Here is a 24,293-nt window from a genome sequence, read left to right as displayed (position 1 = left end):
ATCGTTAACACGCACGTCACGTCCGGTTTGTGAGGGCACTCACCCCGTAGTCCGGGGCACGCCGGCCTACCCGCCCCCTACGATCGCGGGTAGGTGCTCCAGGCGGCACCTGACGGCCATGGCCCCGCCCGCGCCGGGCGCAGCGAAGCGTCCCCGCACCGGCCGACCGCTCTGACGACATCTACGAGGACCAATGACTCCTGTCGTACTGATCGCCGAAGAACTCGCCCCCGCCGCCATCGAGGTGCTCGCCCACGACTTCGACGTCCGGCACGTCGACGGCACCGACCGCCCGGCCCTGCTCTCGGCGCTCTCCGAGGCCCACGCCGTGATCGTCCGTAGTGCCACCCAGATCGACGCCGAGGCGATCGCCGCCGCTGGGCGACTCAAGGTCGTGGCCCGGGCCGGGGTGGGTCTGGACAACGTCGAGGTGCCCGCCGCCACCGCGCGGGGTGTCATGGTCGTCAACGCCCCCACCTCCAACATCGTCTCCGCCGCCGAGCAGGCCGTCGCGCTGCTGCTCGCGGTCGCCCGGAACACCGCCAGCGCCAGCGCCGCGCTCAAGGCGGGGGAGTGGAAGCGGTCCAAGTACACCGGCGTGGAGATGCAGGGCAAGACCGTCGGCGTCGTCGGCCTGGGCCGCATCGGCGTGCTGTTCGCGCAGCGCATCGCCGCCTTCGGCACCCGCCTGATCGCGTACGACCCGTACATCCAGCCGGCTCGCGCCGCGCAGCTCGGCGTACGTCTGGTCGGGCTGGAGGAGTTGCTGCGGGAGAGCGACTTCATCTCCATCCACCTGCCGAAGACCCCGGAGACCGTGGGCCTGATCGGTGAGAAGGAGCTGTCCATCGTCAAGCCGGGCGTGCGGATCGTCAACGCCGCCCGGGGCGGCCTGGTCGACGAGCAGGCGCTGGCCGACGCGCTGGCCGAGGGCCGGGTCGCGGGCGCCGGGGTGGACGTGTACGCGAAGGAGCCGTGCACCTCCTCGCCGTTGTTCGCCTTCGACAACGTGGTGGCCACCCCGCACCTGGGCGCCTCCACCGCCGAGGCGCAGGACAAGGCCGGTCTGGCCGTGGCCAAGAGCGTCAAGCTGGCCCTGCAGGGCGAGTTCGTGCCGGACGCGGTCAACGTGCAGGCCGGCGGCGTGGTCGCCGAGGACGTACGCCCGCTGCTGCCACTGGCCGAGAAGCTCGGCCGGGCCTTCACCGCGGTCGCCGGGGGGATCGCCGCCAGCGTCACCGTCGAGGTGCGCGGCGAGATCGTCGACCACGACGTCACCGTGCTCAAGCTCGCCGCCACCAAGGGTCTGTTCAGCTCGGTGGTGGAGGAGCAGGTCACCTACGTCAACGCGCCGCACCTGGCCGCCCAGCGCGGTGTGGAGGTGTCGCTGACCACCCAGACCGAAACCGTCGAGCACCCGGTCCTGGTCACCGTCCGCGGCGCGCTGCCCGACGGCCGTACGGTGAGCGTCTCCGGCACGGTGACCCACGCCGGCACCCGGGACGTCATCAAGCTGACCGAGGTGGACGGCTTCGACGTGGAGATCGGTGCGGAGGGCATCCTGCTGTTCCTCCGGTACGCCGACCGTCCGGGCGTGGTCGGCACCGTCGGCACCCTGCTCGGCGAGGCCGGCATCAACATCGCCGCGATGCAGGTGGCCCGTCGGGAGGCGGGCGGCGAGACGCTGATGACCCTCACCGTCGACCAGGCGCTCGGTGCCGAGCTGCTCACCTCGGCCGCCGACTCGATCGGCGCGACCGCGGCCAGCGCGGCGGACCTGCGCGACGAGTAGTCCACACACGACCGACAGGGGCCCGGCCGTCGGCCGGGCCCCTCGTCGTGTCACCGTCACCCGAAGGGACCGACGGGTGTCGGTGCGCGGCCGGGCGGCGCGGTCAGCCGGGCAGCCGGACGGCCGGCGGCGGGTAGACCGAGCCGTCCTGTGCGTCGAACAGCATCAGCCGGTATTCGCCGGCCAGCCGCTCGATGTCCAGCAGGACCTGGTCGGGGCAGCCCGGATCCAGGTTCATCTCCACGTGGTCGGCCGCCGCGTGCAGCGGCATCGCCGCCCAGGGCGTCGGTCGGCCGTTCGGCCGGTCGGGGTAGCTGGCGGTGATCGCCCGGTAGAAGGCCACCACCCGTGGGTCCGGTTGGCGTTCGCCGTGCCGGCCGTTCCGGCACTGCTGCACCGCCGCTCGTACGTCCTCGGGCGTCGCCCCGTCCGGCAGGGCCCACACGCTCAGATCGAAACTCACGGCGGACAGCGTGCCATCCGATGTGCACCTTGTCGAAAACGGCCCGGTTGCAAATGCGTTCAGCGTGCCGCTGGAACCATTCCAGATGCTCCCCTGTGGAGCCCTTGCCGCGAATCACGTCAATTCGATAGCGTACGGGGGCGGTTACCGGCCGAGTTCGTGGCAGCGGCCCGTCTTCGGGTGGCGAGGTCGACGTCCGGCCGACCGGCCCGCACCCCTCGATTGCGTGAGCCATGCGCATTCGTCGCCGACCGGCCTCCACGGTCGTTGCCGCGGCCGTGGAGGCCGATCGCTGCTGTCGCCCACACTCGACGCTCCCGCCCCGGGCCGATGTGGGGCCTGCCCGGCCGCTCAGCGCCGGGTGGCGGACAACGCGTGGTAGTCCGAATCGGCGCGGAACCAGGCGAGTCCGGCCGACCCGGCGGCGTACAGGGCGGTGGCGTACGCGTCGGCCACCGAGAGGTCCGGGCCGACCACCGTGGCGGCGACCAGTTCGTCGGCCGGCTCGCCGGTGTGCGGATCCACCACGTGCCCCTGCCGTCCGGTCACCCCCGAGGTGCCGATCGCGCCCGCCGTCATCTCCAGCACCAGCGGTGCCCGGCGCCGGTCGGTCGGGTGGTGCACCGCGATCCGCCACGGCCCGCCGTGCGCGGCGTTGCCGCGTACCACCAGGTCGGCTCCGGCGAGCACGGCGTAGTCGTGGATGCCGGCGGCGCGCAGGCGGGCTGCCGCCCGCTCGACCGCCCATCCGCCGAGCAGGCCGCCCGGGTCGAACCCGCCGGGCACCGCCCAGGCGTCGAACCAGCCGTCCGTGGCGGCCCGCATGGCCGCGCACCGGTCGACCAGCTCCGCCAGCGGCGGGTACGACTCGGCGCTGATCTCGCCCCGACGCAGCCGGGACACCAGGCTCTCCGGTCGGTGCGGGCTGTAGGTCAGGTCGATGGCGCGTAGCTCGGCGACGGCGTCCCGCAGCGCTTCGCCGACGCCTCGGCGGCCGAGCCACTCGGGGGCGTTCAGCAGCAGGCGGTACTCCGCGGTCGAGGTGCGGACGGTGTGCGTGACGGCGATCCGGTCACCGGCCACCGTGCCGGTGCGGTCCGGCTTGGGATCGCGGGTGCCCAGCCGCAGGTCGGGCCGGCGGTAGCGGAAGACCGACGGGTCGATCCAGCGGGTCCTTGGCTGCTCGTCGGTCCACATCGTGTCCGCCCCTTCCTCGACGTCCGCCGCGCCGTTACGCCGACCGTCCGGACCCGGTGGCCCGTTGGAGATCACCGTAGGCAGCGGACATGACCGCCCCATGAATGCCTCCTGGGAAGGTGCTGTGCGTCGGAGATATCCCGAGGATCGGAGATTTCCCGAAAAGTGGAACAGTCGTACCGGGAGGCGGGACGGCAGCGTACGGTCGACCCGATACGAGCGAAGGAGCTGACGGTGGCACGGATCGCGGTGGTGGCCGGGGACGGGATCGGACCCGAGGTGGTCGCGGAGGCCCGCAAGGTCATCGACGCGGTGCTGCCCGGCGTCGAGGCGACCGAGTACGACCTCGGCGCGGCACGTTACCACCGCACCGGCGAGGTGCTGCCCGACTCGGTGCTGGCCGAGCTGGCCGAGCACGACGCGATCCTGCTCGGCGCGGTCGGCGACCCGACCGTCCCGCCCGGCGTGCTGGAGCGGGGCCTGTTGCTCAAGCTGCGTTTCGCCTTCGACCAGTACGTCAACCTCCGCCCGTCGCGCCTGTGGCCGGGCGTGGCCAGCCCGCTGGCCACCGTCAAGTCCGGCGAGGTGGACCTGGTGGTCGTCCGTGAGGGCACCGAGGGTCTCTACGCCGGTGCCGGTGGCGCGCTGCACCGGGGCACCCCGGCGGAGATCGCCACCGAGGAGAGCCTGAACACGCGGCACGGGGTGGAGCGGGTGGTCCGGGACGCCTTCGCCCGCGCCCGTCGGCGCGAGCGGCGCAAGGTGACGCTGGTGCACAAGACCAACGTGCTCACCCACGCCGGATCGTTGTGGGCCCGCACCTTCGAGGCGGTGGCCGCCGAGCACCCGGACGTCACCACCGAGTACCAGCACGTCGACGCCGCCGCGATGTTCCTGGTCACCCAGCCGCAGCGGTACGACGTGGTGGTCACCGACAACCTCTTCGGTGACATCCTCACCGACATCGCCGCCGCGGTCACCGGCGGCATCGGCCTGGCCGCCAGCGGCAGCATCAACCCGGACGGGACGTACCCGTCGATGTTCGAGCCGGTGCACGGCTCCGCGCCGGACATCGCCGGCCGTGGCGTGGCCGACCCGGTCGCCGCCGTGCTCTCCGGCGCCCTGCTGCTCGACCAGCTCGGGCATGCCGACGCCGCCGCCCGGATCACCGCCGCGGTCAGCGCGGAACTGGCCGCCCGGGGCCCGGACGTAACCCTGCGTACGGCCGAGGTAGGCGACCGGATCGCCGCCCAGGTAGCCGCCTGAGGTTGCCGCTGCGTCCCCGGTGATCCCGGTGACGAGGCGTTCGAGGTGCGCGCCGGGCGAATTCCCGGACCTCGGCCCGGCCCCGCGTCGATCAGCGCGTTCCGTGGGCTCCGTACCGGTTGTCGGCTTGCTATCCGTCGGTCGACCTACCCGCTGAACGACCGTTCGGGGTAAGTTTCTGGCACAAAAGTTTTCCGGCATGCGGTCGGCGCATGTCGTCGTCCCCCAGGGAGGTCAGCGCAATGAGCGGTGGTGACAAGCTCGACTTCGAGATCCGTCCGAATCCCGCGCCGGTATCCGCCGCCGATCGGGCCGCGCTGCTGGCCAACCCCGGATTCGGTCGGGTGTTCACCGACCACATGATCACTGTCCGCTACGCCGAGGGCAAGGGCTGGTACGACGCCCGCGTCGAGGCGCGGGCACCGATCCCGATGGATCCGGCCAGCGCCGTGCTGCACTACGCGCAGGAGATCTTCGAGGGGATGAAGGCGTACCGCGCCGCGGACGGCGGGGTGACGATGTTCCGCCCGTACGCCAACGCGGCCCGGTTCAACGTCTCGGCGACCCGGATGGCGATGCCGACGCTGCCCGAGGAGACCTTCGTCGACTCGTTGCACCGGCTGATCGAGATCGACCGCGAGTGGATTCCGGAGGGCGAGGACGGCAGCCTCTACCTGCGGCCGTTCATGTTCGCCAGCGAGGTCTTCCTCGGTGTCCGGCCAGCCAACGAGTACCTCTACTCGGTGATCGCCTCGCCGGTGGGGGCGTACTTCTCCGGCGGGGTCAAGCCGGTGACGGTCTGGGTCTCGCCCGACTACACCCGGGCCGGTCCCGGTGGCACCGGCGCAGCCAAGTGCGGCGGCAACTACGCCGCCTCGCTGGCCGCCCAGGCACAGGCCATCGAGCACGGCTGCGACCAGGTGGTCTTCCTGGACGCGGTGGAGCGCAAGTACGTCGACGAACTCGGCGGCATGAACGTCTTCTTCGTCTACGACGACGGCTCGGTGGCCACCCCGCCGCTGACCGGCACCATCCTGCCCGGCATCACCCGGGAGTCGGTGATCATGCTCGCCGAGGCGGCCGGACACCGGGTCGAGGAGCGTCCGGTGACCTTCGACGAGTGGCGGGCCGACGCCGCCAGCGGTCGACTGCGCGAGGTCTTCGCCTGCGGTACGGCGGCGGTGATCACGCCGATCGGCGTGGTGCGGTTCCCCGACGGGGAGTTCGCCGTCGGCGGCGGTGAGCCCGGCACGGTGACCATGGGCCTGCGTCAGCAGCTCGTCGACATCCAGCGCGGCAAGGGCGTCGACCCGGCCGGTTGGGTCCACCGCGTGCTCTGAGGCGCACTGAGATGCTCTGAGATGCAAGGAAGGGTCCCCTGCTAACGCCTACGGCATAGCAGGGGACCCTTTCTTACATCCGAATACCGCAGCGCCACGGGCGCGGCGGCGGCGTCGGGGTGCGCTCGCTCAGGCGAGCAGGTGGGTGCGCAGGGCGGCGAGCTGTTCGTCGGTGACCCCGGCGTGCCGCAGGTAGTCCTCGACCGAGCCGTGACCCGCCCGGATCTCGCTGAGGAACAGCAGCATCGCCTCGGCCGGCGAGGACAGGAACGGTGCCGGCAGTGGCGCGGCGTCCGGCAGGGTGGCGGCGATCCACTCGCCGAACCGTTGCGATGCCTCGGTGCTCAGCGCGTAGTCCGACGCGATCTCCTCGTCGTCGACGCCGAGCACGGCGAGGGTCAGCCCGCAGACGATGCCGGTGCGGTCCTTGCCGGCCACGCAGTGCACCACCACCGGGCTGTTGGCGGCGTCCGCGATCAGGCCGATCGCCTCGGCCACCCCGGCCGTGCCGGTCCGGGCCAGGTCGGCGTACCGGTCGGCGAGGTAGCGGGCCAGGTCGGTGTGGGACTCGTACAGCCCGGCCCACTCCGCGTGCTCGGGGTGGATGTTGCGGTAGGTCAGCCCGTCGAAGTCGGGGACCCGGCCGTCCCGCTCGACCTCGTGCGGTCGACGCAGGTCGATGACGGTGCGGACACCGAGAGCCGCGAAGGCCTCCCGGTCGCCGTCGTCGATGCGGTGCAGCGAGTCGGAGCGGTAGAGCCGGCCGGTGCGTACGGTGCGGCCGTCGTGTCCCCGGTAGCCGCCGACGTCCCGGAAGTTGAACGTCGTGGTGAACGGGATCCTGCGGTTGACCTCGATGGCGTCCACCCTGTCACGGTAGACGGCCGGCGGGCGGATGCCCACCGGCCGTCAGGCCGTACGCCCACGCGGGGCAGTTGTCAGCGCAGCGGACCGGGCGGAGTGGCCGCGTACGTGTCGTTGTAGTAGCCGCCGAGCTTGTCCCGGTACGCCGGGTCGGTGGCCGTCTCGTCGTACTCGGGAGCGGCCTTGATCTGGTCCTTCTCGCGGTCGACGTAGACCTTCTGCTCGTCGTGGTCGACGTGGTTGACGGTGCCGGCGGGCAGCATGACCTTCTTGCCGAAGATCCACGGCCCGGTGTCGACCACCAGGTAGCTCGCGTTGATCTCGGCGCTGTTGCTGTCGATCTTGCCGATCGACCCGTCGGTGGCCTCGACCTTGTAGCCGACCAGGTTGGCGCCGGCCACTCCGGCCTCGTCCCGGTAGGTCCACGGGTCGAAGGCGCCGGCGGGGGCACCGCCGGGCACCGTGCCCTGGTCGCCCTGGATGGTGACGTCCTCGCTCGACACCGCGCGCAGCGTCGGGTCGGACTGGGTGCCGTGCAGCCCCGGGTCGGGCGTGGCGTGCGTGCTGTCCGGGTTGAGCCTGTCCATGGGATCTCTCCTGCCCCGACTGTGACCAGTCGTCCTCGGAGGAAGGGGTTCGCTGTCCCGGAGACACGTACCCGGCGCGACGTCTTCTACACCCGCTGCGGGGAATCCACCTCGATGTCCCGTCCCGGTATGTGGATTGCCCCTCCCACAGGCTGTCCGAGAGTGGCAGAGTACCCACCGTGACCAGCACCGCCCTCATTATTGGCAACTAGCGCGCCGGCTTTCCCTCTGCCGAGCGCGCAGACCTCCCGCATCCGCGGGGGGTCTTTTTGTTGCGTCGGCCGGTGCCTGTACGAAGGGATCCTCCCCATGACGTTCCAGGTCTACGACACGACCCTGCGCGACGGTGCCCAGCGCGAGGGGGTCAGCTACTCGGTGGTCGACAAGCTCGCGGTGGCCCGGCTGCTCGACGAGTTCGGCGTCGGCTTCATCGAGGGCGGGTGGCCGGGTGCGGTGCCGAAGGACACCGAGTTCTTCCGCCGGGCGCGTACCGAACTCGACCTCAAACACGCGGTGCTGGTCGCCTTCGGAGCCACCCGCCGGGCCGGGGCGGTCGCCGCCGACGACCCGCAGGTGCGTGGCCTGCTCGACGCGCAGACCCCGGCGATCGCCCTGGTCGCCAAGGCCGACCTGCGGCACGTCGAGCGGGCGCTGCGGACCACCGCCAAGGAGAACCTGGCGATGATCCACGACACGGTGACGCACCTGGTCGCCGAGGGACGGCGGGTCTTCGTCGACGGCGAGCACTTCTACGACGGCTACCGCCACGACCCGGCGTACACCGCGTCGGTGGTGGAGACGGCGCTGGCGGCCGGCGCGGAGCGGTTCGTGCTCTGCGACACCAACGGCGGGATGCTGCCCTCCTGGGTCACCGCGGCCATCTCCGACCTCACCGACCGGATCGGTGTCGCGCCCGAGGTGCTCGGAATGCACGCGCAGAACGACACCGGCTGCGCGGTGGCCAACACCATCGCCGCCGTCGAGGCGGGCGTCCGGCACGTGCAGGGCACCGCCAACGGGTACGGCGAGCGGCCGGGCAACGCCGACATCTTCGCCGTCGCGGCGAACCTCCAACTCAAGCTCGGGCTGCCGGTCCTACCGGAGGGCTGCCTGGAGCAGATGGTGCGGGTCTCCCACGCCATCGCCGAGATCGCCAACATCGCCCCCGACACCCACCAGGCGTACGCCGGGGCCGCCGCCTTTGCCCACAAGGCGGGGCTGCACGCGAGTGCGATCAAGGTGGATCCGCTGCTCTACAACCACGTCGAACCCGCGGTGGTGGGCAACGACATGCGGATCCTGGTCACCGAGATGGCCGGCCGGGCCAGCATCGAGCTCAAGAGTCGTGAGCTGGGGCTGGATCTGGCCGGCCATCCGGAGACGCTGTCCCGGGTCACCAACCGGGTCAAGGAACTGGAGGCCGGTGGCTGGTCCTTCGAGGCCGCCGACGCCTCGTTCGAGCTGCTGGTCCGCTCCGAACTGCCGGACGCGGCCCCGGCCCGGCCGTTCGCGCTGGAGTCGTACCGGGTGCTGGTCGAGCACCGCGAGGACGGCGCGGTGGTCTCCGAGGCGACCGTCAAGATCCGGGTACGCGGCGAGCGGGTGATCGCCACCGCCGAGGGCAACGGCCCGGTCAACGCGCTCGACGAGGCGCTGCGCGTCGGCCTCGGGCGGCACTACCCGGAGTTGCGCAACTTCGAGCTGGCCGACTACAAGGTCCGCATCCTGGAGGGCAGCCACGGCACCGGCGCGGTCACCCGGGTACTGGTGGAGACCGCCGACAGCCGGGGCGGTGGCTGGACCACCGTCGGCGTGCACCCCAACGTGGTCGAGGCGAGCTGGCACGCCCTGGTCGACGCGCTGACGTACGGCCTCGACCGGGCCCGCGTATAGCACCGGGCGCGGAGGTAAGGAAGGGACCCCTACTAACGCCTGGAGCACTAAGGGGGTCCCTTCCTTACCTCACATCCGGTGCGGTGCGGAGGGCAGGCGCAGGTCGGCGAGGACCATCCGGTGGTCGCTGCCGGGTAGCGGGTGCACCTCCACGGCGCGTACCGCGATCCGGCGGTCGACCAGCACGTGGTCGATCACGACCGGGGGGATGGGGTCGCCGTCGTACGGTCCCCAGGTGCCGGTGAGTCCGGCGCCCACCGAGGCGGCGGCGTCGACGTACCCGGTGCGCAGCAGGGCACGCAGCGGACCGTGGTCGAGGGTGGCGTTGAAGTCACCGGCGAGGATGCCCAGCGGTCCGTCCGGGGTGGCCGCCGGTTGGGCCGCCAGGTCAGCGCGCCAGCCGGGCACCTGGTCCACCGCGTACGGGGCCGCCGGGTGGACCGACTCGACGCGGACGGTCGGCGCCCCGGGCACCGCCACCGTCGCGTACGCCTGCGTGAAGCTCCATCCGCCACGGAGCTGCCGGACCCCGCCGTCGCCGATCGGGTGACGGGCGTAGAGCCCGGATCCCGGGGTGCCGTCCATCGGGTTGAGCTGCCGGTGGGGGAGCAGGTCGGTCAGGCCCAGCCGATCCAGTTCGGTCCGGGCCTGCGGCGTGAACTCCTGCACCACCAGCACGTCCACCCGCGCGTCGCGGACCAGCGCGACCACCGCCCGTGGGTCGGCGGCACCGGCCAGCAGGTTGGCGGTGAGTACGCGGAGCTCCGGCCCGTCGACTGTCGGCTGCGGCGCGGGCAGCGCGCGGGGGACGACCGCCGCGAGCAGCGCCACCGTGGTCACCGCCGCGACCGCCGCCGGCCAGCGGCGCCGCAGCGCGACCGCGAGCACCAGCGGGATCAGGCTGCCGAGCAGCGCGTACGGCGTGAAGGCCAGCATCTGCACCAGCGGTCCCCGGTCCAGGCCGGCCAGCCGGACCACCGCCCATCCGGCCCCGGGGGCGACGGCGAGCCAGCAGAGCACGGTACGCCCGGACAGCGCCGCAGACCGGCCGAAAGTGATCGTCACAGCAGGCAGGGTAGCCGTCGCCCGCCGATCGGCGGTCGGTCGAGATCCGGTGCGTACGCGACCCGCCGAACAATTCTCACGCCCGATTCGTGAATGCGTCTCTCACATTTCGTGGCGATGATCCGACATCGCCGAAAAGGGTGAAGGGTTATTGACCGGCAGTATTTTCCGGTGTTACGTTCCTGCTGGTCGGGTGGTTGCGATCGGGGAGATATTCCCAGCTCAGAGTGCATGTGGGTCATCGAGTGCAGCCGTTTGCGGGATCGAAAAAAAATGGCGCGTCCGGCCTTCGGAAGCCATTGCGGCCCGACTTGGAAATAGGCAACATCCGCCCCGCGTGTCGCGGGTCGGCGTATCCCCACGGTCACCAAGGGAGACCTGTCATGACCAGATTTTTCCGACGGAAAGCGGCCGCGGTGTCGATCGCGGCCCTGGCACTGGCCCTCGCCGGCGGTGGTATCGCCGCGGCGAAGCCCACCGTGGCGGGCAACCAGCCCACCGCCCGTGCCGCCGCGCAGCAGCCGGCGGTCACCACCGCCTCGATGAACAGCGCCCGGGCCCTGCTGTCCAAGGGCGAGGTCGCCGCCGCCAGCGCCTCCGGGTACGCGACGGCGGTCAACGCCAACGGCACCAAGGCCCGCGGCGACGGGGTCGTGATCAAGTACGGCGTCGGCCAGTACGAGGTGCAGTTCGGCAGCAGCGTCACCACGGGCATCTACGTGGCGACGATCGGCCAAGCGGGCTCCTGCTGCATCCCGCCCGCCGGGGAGGTCTCGGTGGCACCCCGGCTGCTCACCCCGAACGGGGTGTTCATCCAGACGCGCAACTCCGCCGGTGTCGCCGTCGACCTGCCGTTCTTCCTGTTCGTGCACCACTGAGCGTGGCCCGATCACCGGCCCCCACCCGAACGGACGGGTGGGGGCCGGTGCCGTTGTGTGCCGACCGGCCCCTTTCGGGTGGTCCGGGATGGTCCACGTGGTAGCGGTAGCGCTGGGCTGGTCTGGTGCTACTACGTCCGGTAATTCCGACGTTTGTCCGAGGCGCCGTTCGGGAAGCAAGCACCGTGACGGACATCTCGGACACCATGGCCAGCCTGCCCACCCCGGTCGATCCGGACGCGAGCGCTGCCGAGCTGGACCAGACGCTCTTCGAGGTCAAACGCGTGATCGTCGGGCAGGACCGCCTCGTCGAGCGCCTGCTCATCGCGCTGGTCGCCGACGGGCACTGCCTCCTGGAGGGCGTCCCGGGAGTGGCCAAGACCCTCGCCGCACAGACCCTCGCCACGGTCGTGGGCGGCAGCTTCTCCCGGATCCAGTTCACCCCCGACCTCGTCCCCTCGGACATCGTCGGCACCCGCATCTACCGGGCGTCGAAGGAGAGCTTCGACGTCGAACTCGGGCCGATCATGGCCAACCTGGTCCTCGCGGACGAGATCAACCGGGCCCCGGCCAAGGTGCAGTCCGCGCTGCTGGAGGCGATGGCCGAGCGCCAGGTGTCGATCGGCGGACGCAGCTACCGGGTGCCGGAGCCGTTCCTCGTGCTGGCCACCCAGAACCCGATCGAGTCGGAGGGGGTCTACCAGCTCCCGGAGGCGCAGCGTGACCGCTTCCTGATGAAGATCCTGGTCGACTACCCGGACGGTGCCGACGAACTGGCCATCCTCTACCGGATGAGCGCCGACCGCCCCCGGGCGCACCCGGTGCTCGACCCGGACCGGTTGCGCGCCTACCAGCGGCAGGCCGCGCAGGTCTTCGTGCACCACGCCATCGCCGAGTACGTGGTCCGGCTCATCCTCGCCACCCGGGACCCGATCCGGTTCGGGCTGCCGGAGATCGCCCCGCTGCTGGCGTACGGCGCCAGCCCGCGCGCCACGCTCGGCCTGGTCGCCGCCGCGCGGGCCCAGGCGCTCCTGCGCGGCCGGGAGTACGTGCTGCCCGAGGACGTCCGGGAACTCGCGGGCGACGTGCTCTCGCACCGGCTGGTGCTCTCCTTCGACGCGGTCGCCGACGGGGTGACCGCCGAGGCGGTCGTACGTCGCCTGATCGAGGTGGTCCCGCTGCCCCGGGTGGCGGCCACCGGCCAGCCCGAGTACACCCCCGACCTGGCCGCCGCCTGATGGCCCGCCGGTCCGCGCCGGTGCCCGTACCGGCTGATCCGGTGCTCGCCGACCTGACTCCCGACCAGCGGCTGCGTCGGCTGGAGCTGACCGTCACCCGCCGTCTCGACGGGATGCTGCACGGCGAGCACCGGGGCCTGCTGCCCGGCCCGGGAAGCGAACCCGCCGGCAGCCGGGAGTACCGGCCCGGCGAGGACGAGGTACGCCGGATGGACTGGTCGGTGACCGCCCGGACCACCGTGCCGCACGTCCGGCAGGTGGACGCCGACCGGGAACTGACCACCTGGCTGCTGGTGGACGCCACCCCCAGCATGGAGTACGGCACCGCCGCGCTGGACAAACGGGAACTGGCGGTCGCTGCGGTCGCCACCGTCGGGTTCCTCACCACCGGCCCGGGCAACCGGCTCGGCGCCCAGGTGCTCACCACCTCCGGGCTGCGTCGGCTGCCGCCGCGCGGTGGGCGTACCCATCTGCTCGGGCTGTTGCGCGGGCTGCTGGCCGAGCCCCGGGTGGGCGGCCACGACGGGCCGGGTGGGCTGTCGCCGGGCGCGGCCGACCTGTCCGACGCGGTGGCGGGGGTGCACCGGGTGGCCCACCGGCGTGGCCTGGTGGTGGTGGTCTCCGACTTCCTCGACGGCCTGCCCGACGATCCCCGGCTGCCGGCCACCTGGGAACGCCCGCTGCGTCAACTGGCCGTGCGGCACCAGGTGCTGGCGGTGGAGATCACCGACCCGCGCGAGCTGGAGCTGCCGGATGTCGGCCTGATCACCCTGGCCGACCCGGAGACCGGCGAGCGGCGCGAGGTGTGGACCGGCGACCGACGGCTGCGCGAGCGGTACGCGACCGCCGCCGCCGCCCAGCGCGAGCAGGTCCGCGACGCGGTACGCCGATCCGGTGCGACCCACCTGAGCCTGCGCACCGACCGGGACTGGGCGGCCGACATCGTGCGGCACGTCCACGCGCAACGTCGGCTGGCCGCCGCCGGTGCCGGACCGAACCGGCGAGGTGCGGCATGATCTGGCAGTCACCGCTCCGGCTCTGGCTCCTGCTCGGCGTGCTGGCCCTGGCGCTCGCCTACCTGGTGGCGCAACGGCGACGCAGCCGGTACGCGGTCCGCTTCACGAACCTGCGGCTGCTCGACCGGGTCGCGCCGAAGCGCCCGACCTGGCGTCGGCACCTGCCGGCGGGCCTCTTCCTGGCCATGCTGGCCCTGCTGGTGGTGGGTTTCGCCCGCCCCACGGCCGAGGTGCGGGTGCCCCGGGAGCGGGCCACCGTGATGGTGGCGGTGGACGTGTCCACCTCGATGCTCGCCGGTGACGTGGAACCGGACCGGCTCACCGCGGCCAAGAGCGCCGCCCGCCGGTTCGTCGACGGCCTGCCGGACGAGTTCAACGTCGGGTTGGTGGCCTTCGCCGGCAGCGCGGCGGTGCTGGTGCCGCCGAGCACCGACCGAGAGTCCCTGCACGACGGCATCGAGCGTCTCGCCGAAGGGGTGACCGGCGTGCAGGGCACCGCGATCGGCGAGGCGATCAGCACCTCGCTGGGGGCGGTGAAGGCGTTGGACGAGGCCGCCGCCACCCAGCCGCCACCGGCCCGGATCATCCTGCTCTCCGATGGCGCGAACACCTCGGGCATGGACCCGATGGAGGCCGCCGCCGACGCCGTCGCGGTCGAGGTGCCGGTGCACACGATCTCGTTCGGCACGCTGAGCGGCTTCGTGGACCGGGGCGGCCGACCGATCCAGGTGCCGGTGGACGGGGAGACGTTGCAGGCCGTCGCCGAGCAGACCGGGGGCGTCTTCCACGAGGCCGCGACGAGCGACGAGCTACGGGCCGTCTACGACGACATCGGCAGCTCGGTGGGCTGGCGCAAGGTACGGCAGGACGTCTCGTCCCGGTTCATCGGGCTCGGACTGGTGTTCGCGATGGGTGCGGCGTACGGCTCGATGCGGTGGTTCTCCCGCCTGCCCTGACCCGACCCGGCGACCCGACCGGACCGACCCCGGCCGCCACACGTGAGGAGCGTACGAATGGCAGTGCAGACCGGACTCGGTGAGCCACGCGGACCGTGGTTCGTCTCGCCGGACCTCGGCCCGGACGGGCGGGGTGGACCGGACAGGCCGAGTGGGGGCGGGGCGGAGTGGAGTTGGCGCCGTCGGCTGCTGGCGGGGCTGGCGGTGGTCACGCTGTCCACCGGGTCGGGGGCGTTGGCCGGTGGCTGGGTGGCTGGTCGTGACGGTGTGTCGGGTCCGGCTGCGGCCTCCGCCGCGCCGGTGCCGGCCGAGCTGGTCACCGCGGCCGAGAAGACCGTGCCCGGCGTCGTGTCGGTGCTGGTGGGCGGCTCCGGCGGCGCCTCGGCGACCGGCTCCGGGTTCGCCGTCGACTCCGAGCAGCACATCATCACCAACGACCACATCCTGGCCAAGGGGCGCGGCGAGGTGACCGTCGAGCTGCCGGACGGCCGTCGGCTCGCGGCGGAGGTGGTGGGGCGGGAACCGGGCAGTGATCTCGCCGTGCTCCGGGTGCCGTCGTCCGCCGGGCTGACGGCGTTGCCGTTGGCCAAGCCGGGATCGACCCGGGTGGGCGAGCCGGTGCTGGCGGTCGGTTCGCCGCTGGGGTTGCCGGGCACGGTCACCGCGGGGATCGTCAGCGCGCTGGACCGCCAGGTGCGGCTCGGCGACAACCGGCACCGGGCGGTGCAGACCGACGCCTCGATCAACCCGGGCAACTCCGGGGGCCCGTTGGTCAACGCCCGGGGTGAGGTGGTCGGGGTGAACACCGCGATCGCCACCATCGACGGCAACGGCTCGATCGGCATCGGGTTCGCCATCCCGATCGAGCAGGTGCAGCAGACCGCCGACACGATCATCGGCAAGGGCGGCTGATGTCACTCAGGGCTACTGTCCAATTACGAATGGATGCGTGGTCTGTCGGATTTCTGGCGGTCGGTGATCGGAGAATGGAAATATTACGCTGAGTATGGATACTGGCGTGGGTGGAGCGTCCTCTCATCGCGGTCCTCCTGCTGGTGGGCCTCATCATCGGAAGTGGTGTCGGGTCGTCGTACGCGCGGGCCCGGCGCGGCTGGAACGACTACCAGGCGGCGAAGAAGACCGTGCCCGGCGCGCGTCGCGCCGCCTGGCTGCTGATCAAGGTGGTTACCACGAAGGTCGGCGTGATCGCCCTGCTGCTGGTCGGTGCAGTCGCGTACGCGGCGGTCGGCGGCGACGAGTCGAACCGGCCGGAGCCGAATCCGAGCAGCGCTCCGAAGTGATGCCCGACGCGTTAGCCTCGGTGCGTGGACGACGGACTGCGGGTGACCGACCGGTGGAGTGTCCCCGCAGCCGAGCTGCGGGAGCGGTTCTCCCGGTCGTCCGGGCCCGGCGGTCAGGGGGTCAACACCACCGACTCGCGGGTCGAGCTGAGTTTCGACCTGGCCGGGTCGCCCAGCCTGCCGGAGTCGTTGCGGGCGCGGGCGCTGGAGCGGCTCGCCGGCCGGCTGGTCGACGGCGTGCTGACCGTCGCCGCCAGCGAGCACCGGGCGCAGCTCGCCAACCGCGAGGCGGCCCGGGAGCGGCTCGCCGCACTGCTGCGCGAGGCGGTCGCGCCGCCGCCCCCGCCGCGCCGGCCGACCCGCCCGTCGCGGGCCGCCAAGGAGCGTCGGCTCGCCGAGAAGAAGCGCCGCTCGCAGCGCAAACGCGACCGCCGGGTGGACGGCGAGTGACGCGGCCCGCGCATCACGGGGCGAGTTGACGGCGAGCGGGTGGCACGGTGCTTCCGGCCGCGAGATGACTGTCCGTAGTGGAGCGTCAGACAGGGATCGCCGCCAGCAGCCGGTCGCGGAGAACCCCGGCCCGCTCGGCGAACTCCCGCTGCGCCCCGGCGTACGCGGCCCGCCCCTCCGGCGTCTCCACCCGCACCGGCGGGTAGCCGAGCGCCGCCAGATCGTACGGCGAGGCCCGCATGTCCAGCGTGCGGATGTCCCGGGCCAGCGCGAACGCGTCGGCGACCAGTTCCGACGGCACGAGCGGGGAGAGCTTGTACGCCCACTTGTAGAGGTCCATGTTGGCGTGCAGGCAGCCCGGCTGCTCGTGCTCGTGCTGCGTGTCGCGGGTCGGCCGGAGCACGTTGAGCGGACGGGCCGGCGCGGTGAAGAACCGGTACGCGTCGAAGTGGCTGCACCGTACACCCCGCTCCTCGACGACCTCGGCGGTGCGTTCCGGGCTCAGCCGCAGCGGCCAGGCGCGGTGCCGGACCTCCTCCTGGGTCTGCCGGTAGACCATCGCCCACTCGTGCATCCCGAAACAACCCAGGTGGGCGGGGCGTCCCGCGGTCGCTGTCAGCAGGGCGGCGATCCAGCGCACCGACTCGGCACGACGCGCCAGGACGGCCTGGACATCGAGGGTGAGCGCGCCGTCGACCTCCCGGTGGTCCGGGCCGAAGTCGGCCGGGTCCGCCCCGCGCAACAGCACCCCCGCGCCCGGCTGCCACCGGCGCAACTGCGCCGGTCGACACGAGTAGTAGGTGAAGAGGAAGTCCTCCACCGGATGCTTCTCACCCCGACGGCGTCGCTCCAGGTGCCCGGTCAGCCAGCCGTCCACCCGTTCCTCGTGGGCGCGGCGACGGGCCTGCCAGTCGGCCACGTCGAGCACGACGGGAGCGAGGGCGGCGGTCATCGTCCCAGGGTACGACCGCCGCCCGCGCGCCGGTCAGGGCACGTCCACCCGTACGCCGGCGGAGAAGACGCCGCTACGCAGCTCCAGGTGTCGCAACGCCTTCGCGTCGTCGACCGTGAAGACCAGCGGCAGCACCGTCCGGCTGCCCGCCGCCACCGGCTCGGCGAAGACGTCCCGCCCCCGGTTGGCCCGCCGGGTGGCCTGCTCGTCGGTGGTGACCCAGTTGCCGTCCGCCAGGTACGCCCGCTGCAACTTGCCGTGCCAGCTCTGGTGTTCCGGCGTGAGGTTGCGCACCCCCACGGTCGCCTGGCACTGGCGGGCGCCCCGGCCCGGCTCACAGGCCATCCGGTAGACGGTGAACTCGAACGCGTCCTCGCGCAGCGGCACGCCCAGCCCACCACTGATCCCGGTGCCCTTCCAAGCGCCGCTGGTCGGCTGGCTGTCGGTGTCGATCGCGGCGACCCGCCGGGTGGCGGTCCACGCCGCCACGCCGATCGTGACGATGAGCACCGTGGCGGCCACCGGCACCACCAGCCAGACCGGTGGCGTACGGCGACGGGTCGGGGGCCGTGGGGTGGCCGGGCGCGGATAGACCGTCCCCGGTCCGTCCGACGCCAGCGCGGCGGCGACCGGCCGCTCACGCCGACGCCAGGTGATGAAGCCGATGACGCCGAGCACCAGCACCGCGACCGCGCCGGCCAGCAGCGCAGGGGCCTGATGCCGCCAGCCCGACTCCGTCGCGCCGGCCGCCGGTGCGTCCGGCGACGTCCAGGTGGCCGACGCGCAGTCGTACGGCTGCTGGTCGTCGCTGCCGAAGGCGCAGGCGGGCGTGGTCAGCGGGGCTTGCGTGGAGGTGGTGGCCAGCGTGGTGTCCAGTGTCCGGGTGCTGTGCGGCGGCAGGCTCAGACGCCAGGTCACCTCGGTCGCCGCCGACCCGTCGGGGCGTACCTCCCGGCCGCCGCCGCTGATCGTCGTCGCCGTGGCGCCCTGCGGCAGCTCCTGGCGTACCGTCGTGGAGACCGGCGAGTCGCCCCGGTTGCGGACCTCGATGCGGTACCCGGGCGCGGCGGTGTTCTGCGGTCTCACCGCCACGCTGACCTCGGGTTTGGCCGCCGGTGAGGCGACCCGGGTCGGTGTGGGCACCGCCGGCGGGGCCGACGGCATGGTGGGCTCGGGCGTGGCGGCTGCCGCGTACGGCCGTCCGGGCGCCGGAGCGTCCGGGGCGGTCGCCACCGGCAGGACCGGCAGCGCCGTGAGTAGACCGACGCAGTGCACGATCGCCGCGAGCTTGCTGTGGTGTCGTGTCGATGCAGGCATACGAACGAACCTCCGGAGCCGACGCTAGGCGCGCGCGCACGTCGTGCGGGTACGAAGCGACGATTCCCACCCCGACACCGACCGTCGCGGGTAAGCTGCCCCGCCCGAACCGCCCGGGCGGGGTCGGTCCGGACGGGCCGGTCCGTGGACCGGACGGGATCGGCTCGGGCGGTCCGCTCCGGGACCGGACCAGATTGCGCTGGCGGGGCCGGTCTGCGACCGGACTAGATTGAGCTGGTGCGTATCGCTCGTTTCGCTCATGCCAAGGGAATGTCGTTCGGTGTCGTCGAGGGGGAACCGGAGGCGGGTCCGCAGGGGCTGACCGTCGCCGAGATCACCGGACACCCGTTCGGCCAGATCACGTTCAGCGGTGTCCGGTGGGCGCTGTCCGACGTCCGCCTGCTCTCACCGATCCTGCCCAGCAAGGTGGTCTGTGTCGGCCGCAACTACGCCGAGCACGCCGCCGAACACGGCAACGAGGTCCCGAAGGAGCCGCTGCTCTTCCTCAAGCCCTCCACCTCCGTCATCGGCCCCCGGGACGCGATCCGGCTGCCCGAGTTCAGCAAGCAGGTCGAGCACGAGGCGGAGCTGGCCGTGGTGATCGGCGCCCCGGGCGCCCGTCGGGCCGACCGGGCCGCCGCCGAACGGGCGATCTTCGGCTACACCTGCGCAAACGACGTCACCGCGCGGGACCTCCAGCGGTCCGACAGCCAGTGGACCCGGGCCAAGGGGTTCGACTCGTTCTGCCCGATCGGCCCGTGGATCACCACCGATCTCGACGTCACCGACCTGGAGATCCGCTGCGAGGTGGGACGCGACCCGGAGGAGATGGAGGTCCGTCAGCTCGGCCGTACCCGGGACATGGTCTTCGACGTGCCGGCCCTGGTGTCGTACGTCTCACACGTGATGACGCTGCTGCCCGGCGACATCGTCCTGACCGGCACCCCGGCGGGGGTTAGTCCGCTCATCGAGGGGGATACGGTGGCCGTCCGGATCGAGGGGATCGGCGAGTTGGCGAACCCTGTCGTGTCCGCGACCTGATCGCCGTTTGTGCAGCTCAAGGGCGGTTTGGGGAAGTCGATTTGGCCTGTCGGTGCCGGGAGGGTAGAGTTTGTTCCCGGCGCCGCAAGGGGCCGATGGGGTATGGGGTAATTGGCAGCCCGACTGATTCTGGTTCAGTTAGTCTAGGTTCGAGTCCTGGTACCCCAGCGCAGCCGCGATTCGCAAGAATCGAGGTCGCTGGATTCTGGTGGAGTTCAGCGCCGATGCTTCCGCGAGGGGGCTCGGCCTCGGGTTCTGTTAGAGTGTGGCGGCACCACCGCGAGGTGGTGTCGCAATGTGTTCTGGCCCCGTCGTCTAGCGGCCCAGGACGCCGCCCTCTCAAGGCGGTAGCGCCGGTTCGAATCCGGTCGGGGCTACAGATTCAGGTGACGGCTCGTCCCGCTCAGCGGGTCGGGCCGTTTCGCTCTGTCCCGACAGTCGATGCCCGCGCTCCCGGGATGCGTCGCCGACGGGCGCTGGCACTGGCCTGCTGGCCGCCGGTGGGGCGGGCCTCGTCGGCAGCCTCGCCGCCCGGTGCGCCCGACTCTCCGGTGCCGCCGTGCCGACCCCCGGGGCGTCGACGGCGACAGATCTTCACCCGATCGGGTGAAAACCTGCCCCGGCCCTGGCCCGACGACTTCGTCCCACCCCAGATTCCGGCACTGCGGAGGACGCCGCTAGACTACTGCCGCACCGCCCGCAGGGGCGGTGAACCAGGAAAGTCTTGGCCCCGTCGTCTAGCGGCCCAGGACGCCGCCCTCTCAAGGCGGTAGCGCCGGTTCGAATCCGGTCGGGGCTACCACACCCGAAGCCCGTCTCGCCCTTCGCGAGGCGGGCTTCACCCATCCCACCCCCCACCGCCCTGGTGAGTTGACCAAGAAGTTCGCGTCCCGATCGGGTCTTGTCGGTGACCAGAACTCCTTGATCAACCGCGATCGTCGTGGGGTGGGGGTTAGAGGCCGGAGAGGCGTTGGCCGGCGCGGACGACCGCCATCGCGTGGCGTTCGCCGGGGCGGCGGCCGAGGCGTTCGATGGGGCCGGAGATGCTGATCGAGGCGATGACCCGGCCGGTGCGGTCGCGGATCGGCGCCGAGACGCTCGCCACACCCGCCTCCCGTTCGGCGACGCTCTGCGCCCAGCCCCGGCGGCGTACCTCGGCGAGGGTGCGGCCGGTGAACTTGGACCGGGGTAGCAACGGCATCACCGCCTCGGGCGGCTCCCAGGCGAGCAGGATCTGCGCCGCCGAACCGGCCGTCATCGGCAGCACCGAGCCCACCGGGACGGTGTCCCGCAGACCGCTGGCGCGTTCCGCGGCGGCCACGCAGATCCGTTCGTCGGCCCGGCGCAGATAGAGCTGCGCGCTCTCACCGGTGGCGTCGCGCAGGGCGGCCAGCAGTGGCTCGGCGGCGGTCAGCAGCACGTCCGGAGCGGCGTTCGCCAGCTCGCCCAGACGTGGACCGGGACGCCAGCGGCCCTGGGTGTCCCGGACCAGCATCCGGTGGATCTCCAGTGCCTGTGCCAGCCGGTGCGCGGTGGCTCGGGGCAGCTTGGTGCGTTCAACGAGTTCGGCCAGGCTGGCGCCGTCGACACAGGCGGCCAGGATGACCACCGCCTTGTCGAGAACGCCGACACCGCTCATACTGTGTCCCACAAGCCGAAATTTACCTCCCAGAATTTAGGATGTCCAGATGGTGGGAGTCACTCCTGAGCCGAGGACCCTGGCCGAGAAGGTCTGGGACGCGCACGTCGTCCGGTCCGCCGATGGTGAGCCCGATCTGCTCTTCATCGACCTGCACCTGCTGCACGAGGTGACCAGCCCGCAGGCCTTCGACGGGCTGCGGCTCGCCGGTCGCCAGGTGCGCCGTACCGACCTCACGCTCGCGACCGAGGATCACAACACCCCGACCGGGTACGCCGATCCCTCGTTCCGGCAGCGGCGTGGTGACCTGCTCACCATCGCCGACCCCACCTCGCGTACGCAGATCGAGACGCTGCGCCGCAACTGCGCCGAGTTCGGCGTGAAGCTGCACCCACTGGGCGACGAGAACCAGGGCATCGTGCACGTCATCGGGCCGCAGCTCGGGCTCACCCAGCCCGGCATGACGATCGTCTGCGGCGACTCGCACACCGCCACCCATGGCGCGTTCGGTGCGCTGGCCTTCGGCATCGGCACCAGTGAGGTCGAACACGTCCTGGCCACCCAGACGTTGCCGCAGGCGCGGCCCAAGACGATGGCGGTCACCGTCAACGGCCGGCTCGGGCCCGGCGTCACCGCCAAGGACCTGGTCCTCGCGCTCATCACGAAGGTGGGCACCGGCGGCGGGCGCGGGCACATCGTGGAGTACCGGGGCGAGGCGATCCGGGCGCTCTCCATGGAGGGCCGGATGACCATCGCCAACATGTCCATCGAGTGGGGCGCCAAGGCCGGCATGATCGCGCCGGACGAGACCACCTTCGCGTACCTCAAGGGGCGGCCGAACGCGCCGGCCGGCGCGGACTGGGACGCCGCGGTCGCGTACTGGCGGACGCTGCCCACCGACGAGGGCGCGACGTTCGACTCCGAGGTGACGCTGGACGCGGCCGAGATCACGCCGTTCGTGACCTGGGGCACCAACCCGGGCCAGGGCGCTCCGCTCGGCGCGACGGTGCCGGACCCGGACGACTTCGGCACCGAGCCCGAGCGGGCCGCCGCCCGTCGGGCCCTGGAGTACATGGACCTGCGGCCCGGTATGCCGTTGCGGGACCTCTCGGTGGATGTGGTCTTCGTCGGCTCCTGCACCAACGGCCGGCTGGAGGACCTGCGGGCCGCCGCCGACGTGCTGCGCGGCCACCAGGTCGCCGACGGCGTACGCATGCTGGTGGTGCCGGGCTCCGCCGCCGTACGTGAGGCCGCCGAGTCCGAGGGGCTGGACAAGGTCTTCACCGACGCGGGTGCCGAGTGGCGCTTCGCCGGCTGCTCGATATGCCTGGGCATGAACCCCGACACGCTCTCCCCGGGGCAGCGTTCCGCCTCCACCTCCAACCGGAACTTCGAGGGCCGGCAGGGCCGGGGTGGGCGTACCCACCTGGTGAGCCCGCCCGTCGCCGCCGCCACCGCCGTGGCCGGTCGGCTGGCCGCCCCCGCCGACCTGTAGAGAAGGGCTGCGACAGATGGACAAGTTCACCGTGCACACCGGCACCGCCGTGCCGCTGCGTCGGTCCGACGTGGACACGGATCAGATCATCCCGGCCGTGTACCTCAAGCGGGTGACCCGTACCGGATTCGCCGACGGGTTGTTCAGCGCGTGGCGGGAGGACCCGGGATTCGTACTCAACGATGAATCATATTCGGGTGCCTCGATTCTGGTGGCCGGTCCGGAGTTCGGTACCGGGTCGTCGCGGGAGCACGCCGTGTGGGCCTTGCGCGACTTCGGCTTCCAGGCGGTGATCTCGCCGCGCTTCGGTGACATCTTCCGCGGCAACGCCCTCAAGGAGGGCCTGCTCCCGGTCGAGCTGGAATTGAAAGCCGTCGAGGAGATCTGGGCCCTGGTCGAGTCCGACCCGAAGGCCGCGATCACCGTCGACCTCACCGCCCGGCAGGTCCAGGCGGGCGGTTCCACGTGGTCGTTCCCCCTCGACGACTTCAGCCGCTGGCGGCTGATGGAGGGCTTGGACGACATTGGACTCACCCTTCGCCACGAGGCGCAGATCAGTGCCTTCGAGGGCACCCGGTCGCCCTTCCTGCCCCGCGTCGCCTAGCCCGTTCACCCGGCTCCGTCGCCGATTTCGCCCCCACCGGTGCCACCGGTGGGGGCGAATCCGTTACGACACAAGGGCTTTTTTCCACCGAATGTTTGTGTCCGGGCAGCACAGGGCATACCGTGCGCGCAGAATGGCTCGCGTCGAGTCAGTTGCACAATCAGGAGGAAGTAGTGAACAAGGCCGAGCTCATCGAGGCGCTCGCCGTTCGCCTGGGGGACCGGAAAACGGCGACGGCCGCGCTCGACGCGGTCCTCGCTGAGGTCCAGGCGGCGGTCACCAAGGGCGAGAAGGTGGCGATCACCGGATTCGGAGCGTTCGAGAAGCGCGTACGGGGCGCGCGAACAGCCCGCAACCCGCGTACCGGGGAGGCGGTGAAGGTCAAGAAGACCTCGGTGCCGACCTTCCGTCCGGGCGCCGGGTTCAAGGAGATGGTGGCCAACGGCAAGGTGCCGAAGGCCACGGCGGCGGCGAAGAAGACCGCCGCGGCCACCGCCAAGACCACCGGTGCGAAGGCGACCGGTGCGAAGGCGACGGGTGCCAAGGCGACCGCCGCCAAGAAGACGACCACGGCGAAGGCCACCGCGGCCAAGAAGACGACCGCCACGAAGACCACGGCGGCGGCGAAGAAGACGACCGCGGCCAAGGCGACCAAGACCACCGCCGCGGCCAAGAAGACGACCGCCACGAAGAAGGTCGCCCCGGCGAAGAAGACCGCCACGGCGTCCAAGGCCACCGCGGCCAAGAAGACCGCGACGGCCAAGAAGGCACCGGCGAAGAAGGCGCCGGCCAGGAAGAGCGCGACCCGGCGCTGAGCCGGTCGTACGACGAGGGCGTCCGCCGCACGGCGGGCGCCCTCGCCATGTCCGTCCGGTCCGCCCCCAGGCCCGGATCCGGCGGACGTTGACGGGGCGGGGCACGACGCCCAGAATCGCCGGA

Annotated in this window: 23 protein-coding genes and 3 tRNA genes; 18 read left to right on the top strand and 8 right to left on the bottom strand. The window is 71.9% G+C overall.

Features of this window, described 5'->3' with window-relative positions; genetic code table 11:
• The first annotated feature begins 193 nt into the window (after positions 1-193).
• Positions 194-1,792 (top strand): phosphoglycerate dehydrogenase, encoded by a 1,599-nt coding sequence (serA, locus tag ACIBMZ_RS07855; RefSeq protein WP_396691784.1) that lies wholly within the window; start codon positions 194-196, stop codon positions 1,790-1,792.
• Positions 1,793-1,895: 103 nt separating this feature from the next.
• Here serA and ACIBMZ_RS07850 read toward each other — a convergent pair whose 3' ends face one another.
• Positions 1,896-2,255, bottom strand: coding sequence for a hypothetical protein (locus ACIBMZ_RS07850; protein WP_396691783.1), 360 nt, complete (start codon positions 2,253-2,255; stop codon positions 1,896-1,898).
• Positions 2,256-2,606: 351 nt separating this feature from the next.
• A complete protein-coding gene (locus ACIBMZ_RS07845; protein WP_396691909.1) occupies positions 2,607-3,452 on the bottom strand; it encodes an FAD:protein FMN transferase in 846 nt (281 codons plus the stop codon).
• A 234-nt stretch (positions 3,453-3,686) separates the two neighbouring features.
• Here ACIBMZ_RS07845 and ACIBMZ_RS07840 point away from each other — a divergent pair, with 234 nt between their 5' ends.
• Positions 3,687-4,718 (top strand): 3-isopropylmalate dehydrogenase, encoded by a 1,032-nt coding sequence (locus tag ACIBMZ_RS07840; RefSeq protein ID WP_396691782.1) that lies wholly within the window; start codon positions 3,687-3,689, stop codon positions 4,716-4,718.
• A 242-nt stretch (positions 4,719-4,960) separates the two neighbouring features.
• Positions 4,961-6,058, top strand: coding sequence for a branched-chain amino acid aminotransferase (locus ACIBMZ_RS07835; RefSeq protein WP_396691781.1), 1,098 nt, complete (start codon positions 4,961-4,963; stop codon positions 6,056-6,058).
• 129 nt (positions 6,059-6,187) lie between these two features.
• Here ACIBMZ_RS07835 and ACIBMZ_RS07830 read toward each other — a convergent pair whose 3' ends face one another.
• Both ACIBMZ_RS07830 and ACIBMZ_RS07825 read right to left on the bottom strand, forming a co-directional pair.
• Positions 6,188-6,955: a tyrosine-protein phosphatase gene (locus ACIBMZ_RS07830; protein ID WP_396691908.1), complete on the bottom strand. Its 768-nt coding sequence runs from the start codon at positions 6,953-6,955 to the stop codon at positions 6,188-6,190.
• 41 nt (positions 6,956-6,996) lie between these two features.
• Positions 6,997-7,509, bottom strand: coding sequence for a PRC-barrel domain containing protein (locus ACIBMZ_RS07825; RefSeq protein WP_396691780.1), 513 nt, complete (start codon positions 7,507-7,509; stop codon positions 6,997-6,999).
• A gap of 309 nt (positions 7,510-7,818) precedes the next feature.
• Between ACIBMZ_RS07825 and cimA the strand changes: the two genes are divergently transcribed.
• Positions 7,819-9,402 (top strand): citramalate synthase, encoded by a 1,584-nt coding sequence (cimA, locus tag ACIBMZ_RS07820; RefSeq protein ID WP_396691779.1) that lies wholly within the window; start codon positions 7,819-7,821, stop codon positions 9,400-9,402.
• A gap of 69 nt (positions 9,403-9,471) precedes the next feature.
• Here the strand turns inward: cimA and ACIBMZ_RS07815 are convergent, their stop codons facing one another.
• Complete coding sequence (locus ACIBMZ_RS07815) at positions 9,472-10,467, bottom strand: endonuclease/exonuclease/phosphatase family protein (RefSeq protein WP_396691778.1); 996 nt, start codon at positions 10,465-10,467, stop codon at positions 9,472-9,474.
• Between the two features lie 383 nt (positions 10,468-10,850).
• Here ACIBMZ_RS07815 and ACIBMZ_RS07810 point away from each other — a divergent pair, with 383 nt between their 5' ends.
• The 7 genes from ACIBMZ_RS07810 (at position 10,851) to arfB (ending at position 16,306) form a co-directional block, all read left to right on the top strand.
• A complete protein-coding gene (locus ACIBMZ_RS07810; RefSeq protein ID WP_396691777.1) occupies positions 10,851-11,345 on the top strand; it encodes a hypothetical protein in 495 nt (164 codons plus the stop codon).
• Positions 11,346-11,530: 185 nt separating this feature from the next.
• A complete protein-coding gene (locus tag ACIBMZ_RS07805) occupies positions 11,531-12,583 on the top strand; it encodes an AAA family ATPase (protein WP_396691776.1) in 1,053 nt (350 codons plus the stop codon).
• Entirely contained in the window at positions 12,583-13,599 is a 1,017-nt protein-coding gene (locus ACIBMZ_RS07800) for a DUF58 domain-containing protein (RefSeq protein ID WP_396691775.1), read from the top strand. Before ACIBMZ_RS07805 ends, ACIBMZ_RS07800 begins: the two co-directional genes overlap by 1 nt.
• Positions 13,596-14,555: a VWA domain-containing protein gene (locus ACIBMZ_RS07795; protein WP_396691774.1), complete on the top strand. Its 960-nt coding sequence runs from the start codon at positions 13,596-13,598 to the stop codon at positions 14,553-14,555. Before ACIBMZ_RS07800 ends, ACIBMZ_RS07795 begins: the two co-directional genes overlap by 4 nt.
• A 57-nt stretch (positions 14,556-14,612) precedes the next feature.
• Positions 14,613-15,467 (top strand): S1C family serine protease, encoded by an 855-nt coding sequence (locus tag ACIBMZ_RS07790; protein ID WP_396691773.1) that lies wholly within the window; start codon positions 14,613-14,615, stop codon positions 15,465-15,467.
• 110 nt (positions 15,468-15,577) lie between these two features.
• A complete protein-coding gene (locus ACIBMZ_RS07785) occupies positions 15,578-15,856 on the top strand; it encodes a hypothetical protein (RefSeq protein WP_396691772.1) in 279 nt (92 codons plus the stop codon).
• Positions 15,857-15,880: 24 nt separating this feature from the next.
• Positions 15,881-16,306, top strand: coding sequence for an alternative ribosome rescue aminoacyl-tRNA hydrolase ArfB (gene arfB, locus ACIBMZ_RS07780; RefSeq protein WP_396691771.1), 426 nt, complete (start codon positions 15,881-15,883; stop codon positions 16,304-16,306).
• A gap of 85 nt (positions 16,307-16,391) precedes the next feature.
• Here the strand turns inward: arfB and ACIBMZ_RS07775 are convergent, their stop codons facing one another.
• Positions 16,392-17,258: a 3-methyladenine DNA glycosylase gene (locus ACIBMZ_RS07775; RefSeq protein ID WP_396691770.1), complete on the bottom strand. Its 867-nt coding sequence runs from the start codon at positions 17,256-17,258 to the stop codon at positions 16,392-16,394.
• Between the two features lie 33 nt (positions 17,259-17,291).
• Positions 17,292-18,575 carry a hypothetical protein gene (locus ACIBMZ_RS07770; RefSeq protein WP_396691769.1) on the bottom strand — a complete coding sequence of 428 codons (1,284 nt, stop codon included), beginning with the start codon at positions 18,573-18,575 and terminating at the stop codon, positions 17,292-17,294.
• A 237-nt stretch (positions 18,576-18,812) separates the two neighbouring features.
• Between ACIBMZ_RS07770 and ACIBMZ_RS07765 the strand changes: the two genes are divergently transcribed.
• The 4 genes from ACIBMZ_RS07765 (at position 18,813) to ACIBMZ_RS07750 (ending at position 20,418) form a co-directional block, all read left to right on the top strand.
• Positions 18,813-19,616 carry a fumarylacetoacetate hydrolase family protein gene (locus tag ACIBMZ_RS07765; RefSeq protein ID WP_396691768.1) on the top strand — a complete coding sequence of 268 codons (804 nt, stop codon included), beginning with the start codon at positions 18,813-18,815 and terminating at the stop codon, positions 19,614-19,616.
• Positions 19,617-19,712: 96 nt separating this feature from the next.
• Positions 19,713-19,784, top strand: a tRNA-Gln gene (locus ACIBMZ_RS07760).
• A gap of 136 nt (positions 19,785-19,920) precedes the next feature.
• Positions 19,921-19,993, top strand: a tRNA-Glu gene (locus tag ACIBMZ_RS07755).
• A 349-nt stretch (positions 19,994-20,342) separates the two neighbouring features.
• Positions 20,343-20,418 (top strand) — tRNA-Glu (locus tag ACIBMZ_RS07750).
• Between the two features lie 150 nt (positions 20,419-20,568).
• Here the strand turns inward: ACIBMZ_RS07750 and ACIBMZ_RS07745 are convergent.
• Positions 20,569-21,255, bottom strand: coding sequence for an IclR family transcriptional regulator (locus ACIBMZ_RS07745; RefSeq protein ID WP_091671614.1), 687 nt, complete (start codon positions 21,253-21,255; stop codon positions 20,569-20,571).
• 49 nt (positions 21,256-21,304) lie between these two features.
• On the opposite strand from ACIBMZ_RS07745, the gene leuC reads away from it, so the two are divergent.
• The 3 genes from leuC (at position 21,305) to ACIBMZ_RS07730 (ending at position 24,169) form a co-directional block, all read left to right on the top strand.
• On the top strand, positions 21,305-22,750 hold the full coding sequence (gene leuC / locus ACIBMZ_RS07740; protein ID WP_396691767.1) for a 3-isopropylmalate dehydratase large subunit: 1,446 nt from the start codon (positions 21,305-21,307) through the stop codon (positions 22,748-22,750).
• Between the two features lie 16 nt (positions 22,751-22,766).
• Complete coding sequence (gene leuD, locus ACIBMZ_RS07735) at positions 22,767-23,354, top strand: 3-isopropylmalate dehydratase small subunit (RefSeq protein WP_350693599.1); 588 nt, start codon at positions 22,767-22,769, stop codon at positions 23,352-23,354.
• A gap of 173 nt (positions 23,355-23,527) precedes the next feature.
• The gene (locus ACIBMZ_RS07730; protein ID WP_396691766.1) at positions 23,528-24,169 is read left to right on the top strand and encodes an HU family DNA-binding protein; all 642 of its coding nucleotides are present in this window, start codon (positions 23,528-23,530) and stop codon (positions 24,167-24,169) included.
• Positions 24,170-24,293: the final 124 nt, after the last annotated feature.

It is taken from the genome of Micromonospora sp. NPDC049900 (assembly GCF_044461025.1).
Classification (GTDB): domain Bacteria; phylum Actinomycetota; class Actinomycetes; order Mycobacteriales; family Micromonosporaceae; genus Micromonospora.
Note: the sequence above shows the minus strand (reverse complement) of the source record. Positions and strands in the feature narration are given on the sequence as shown.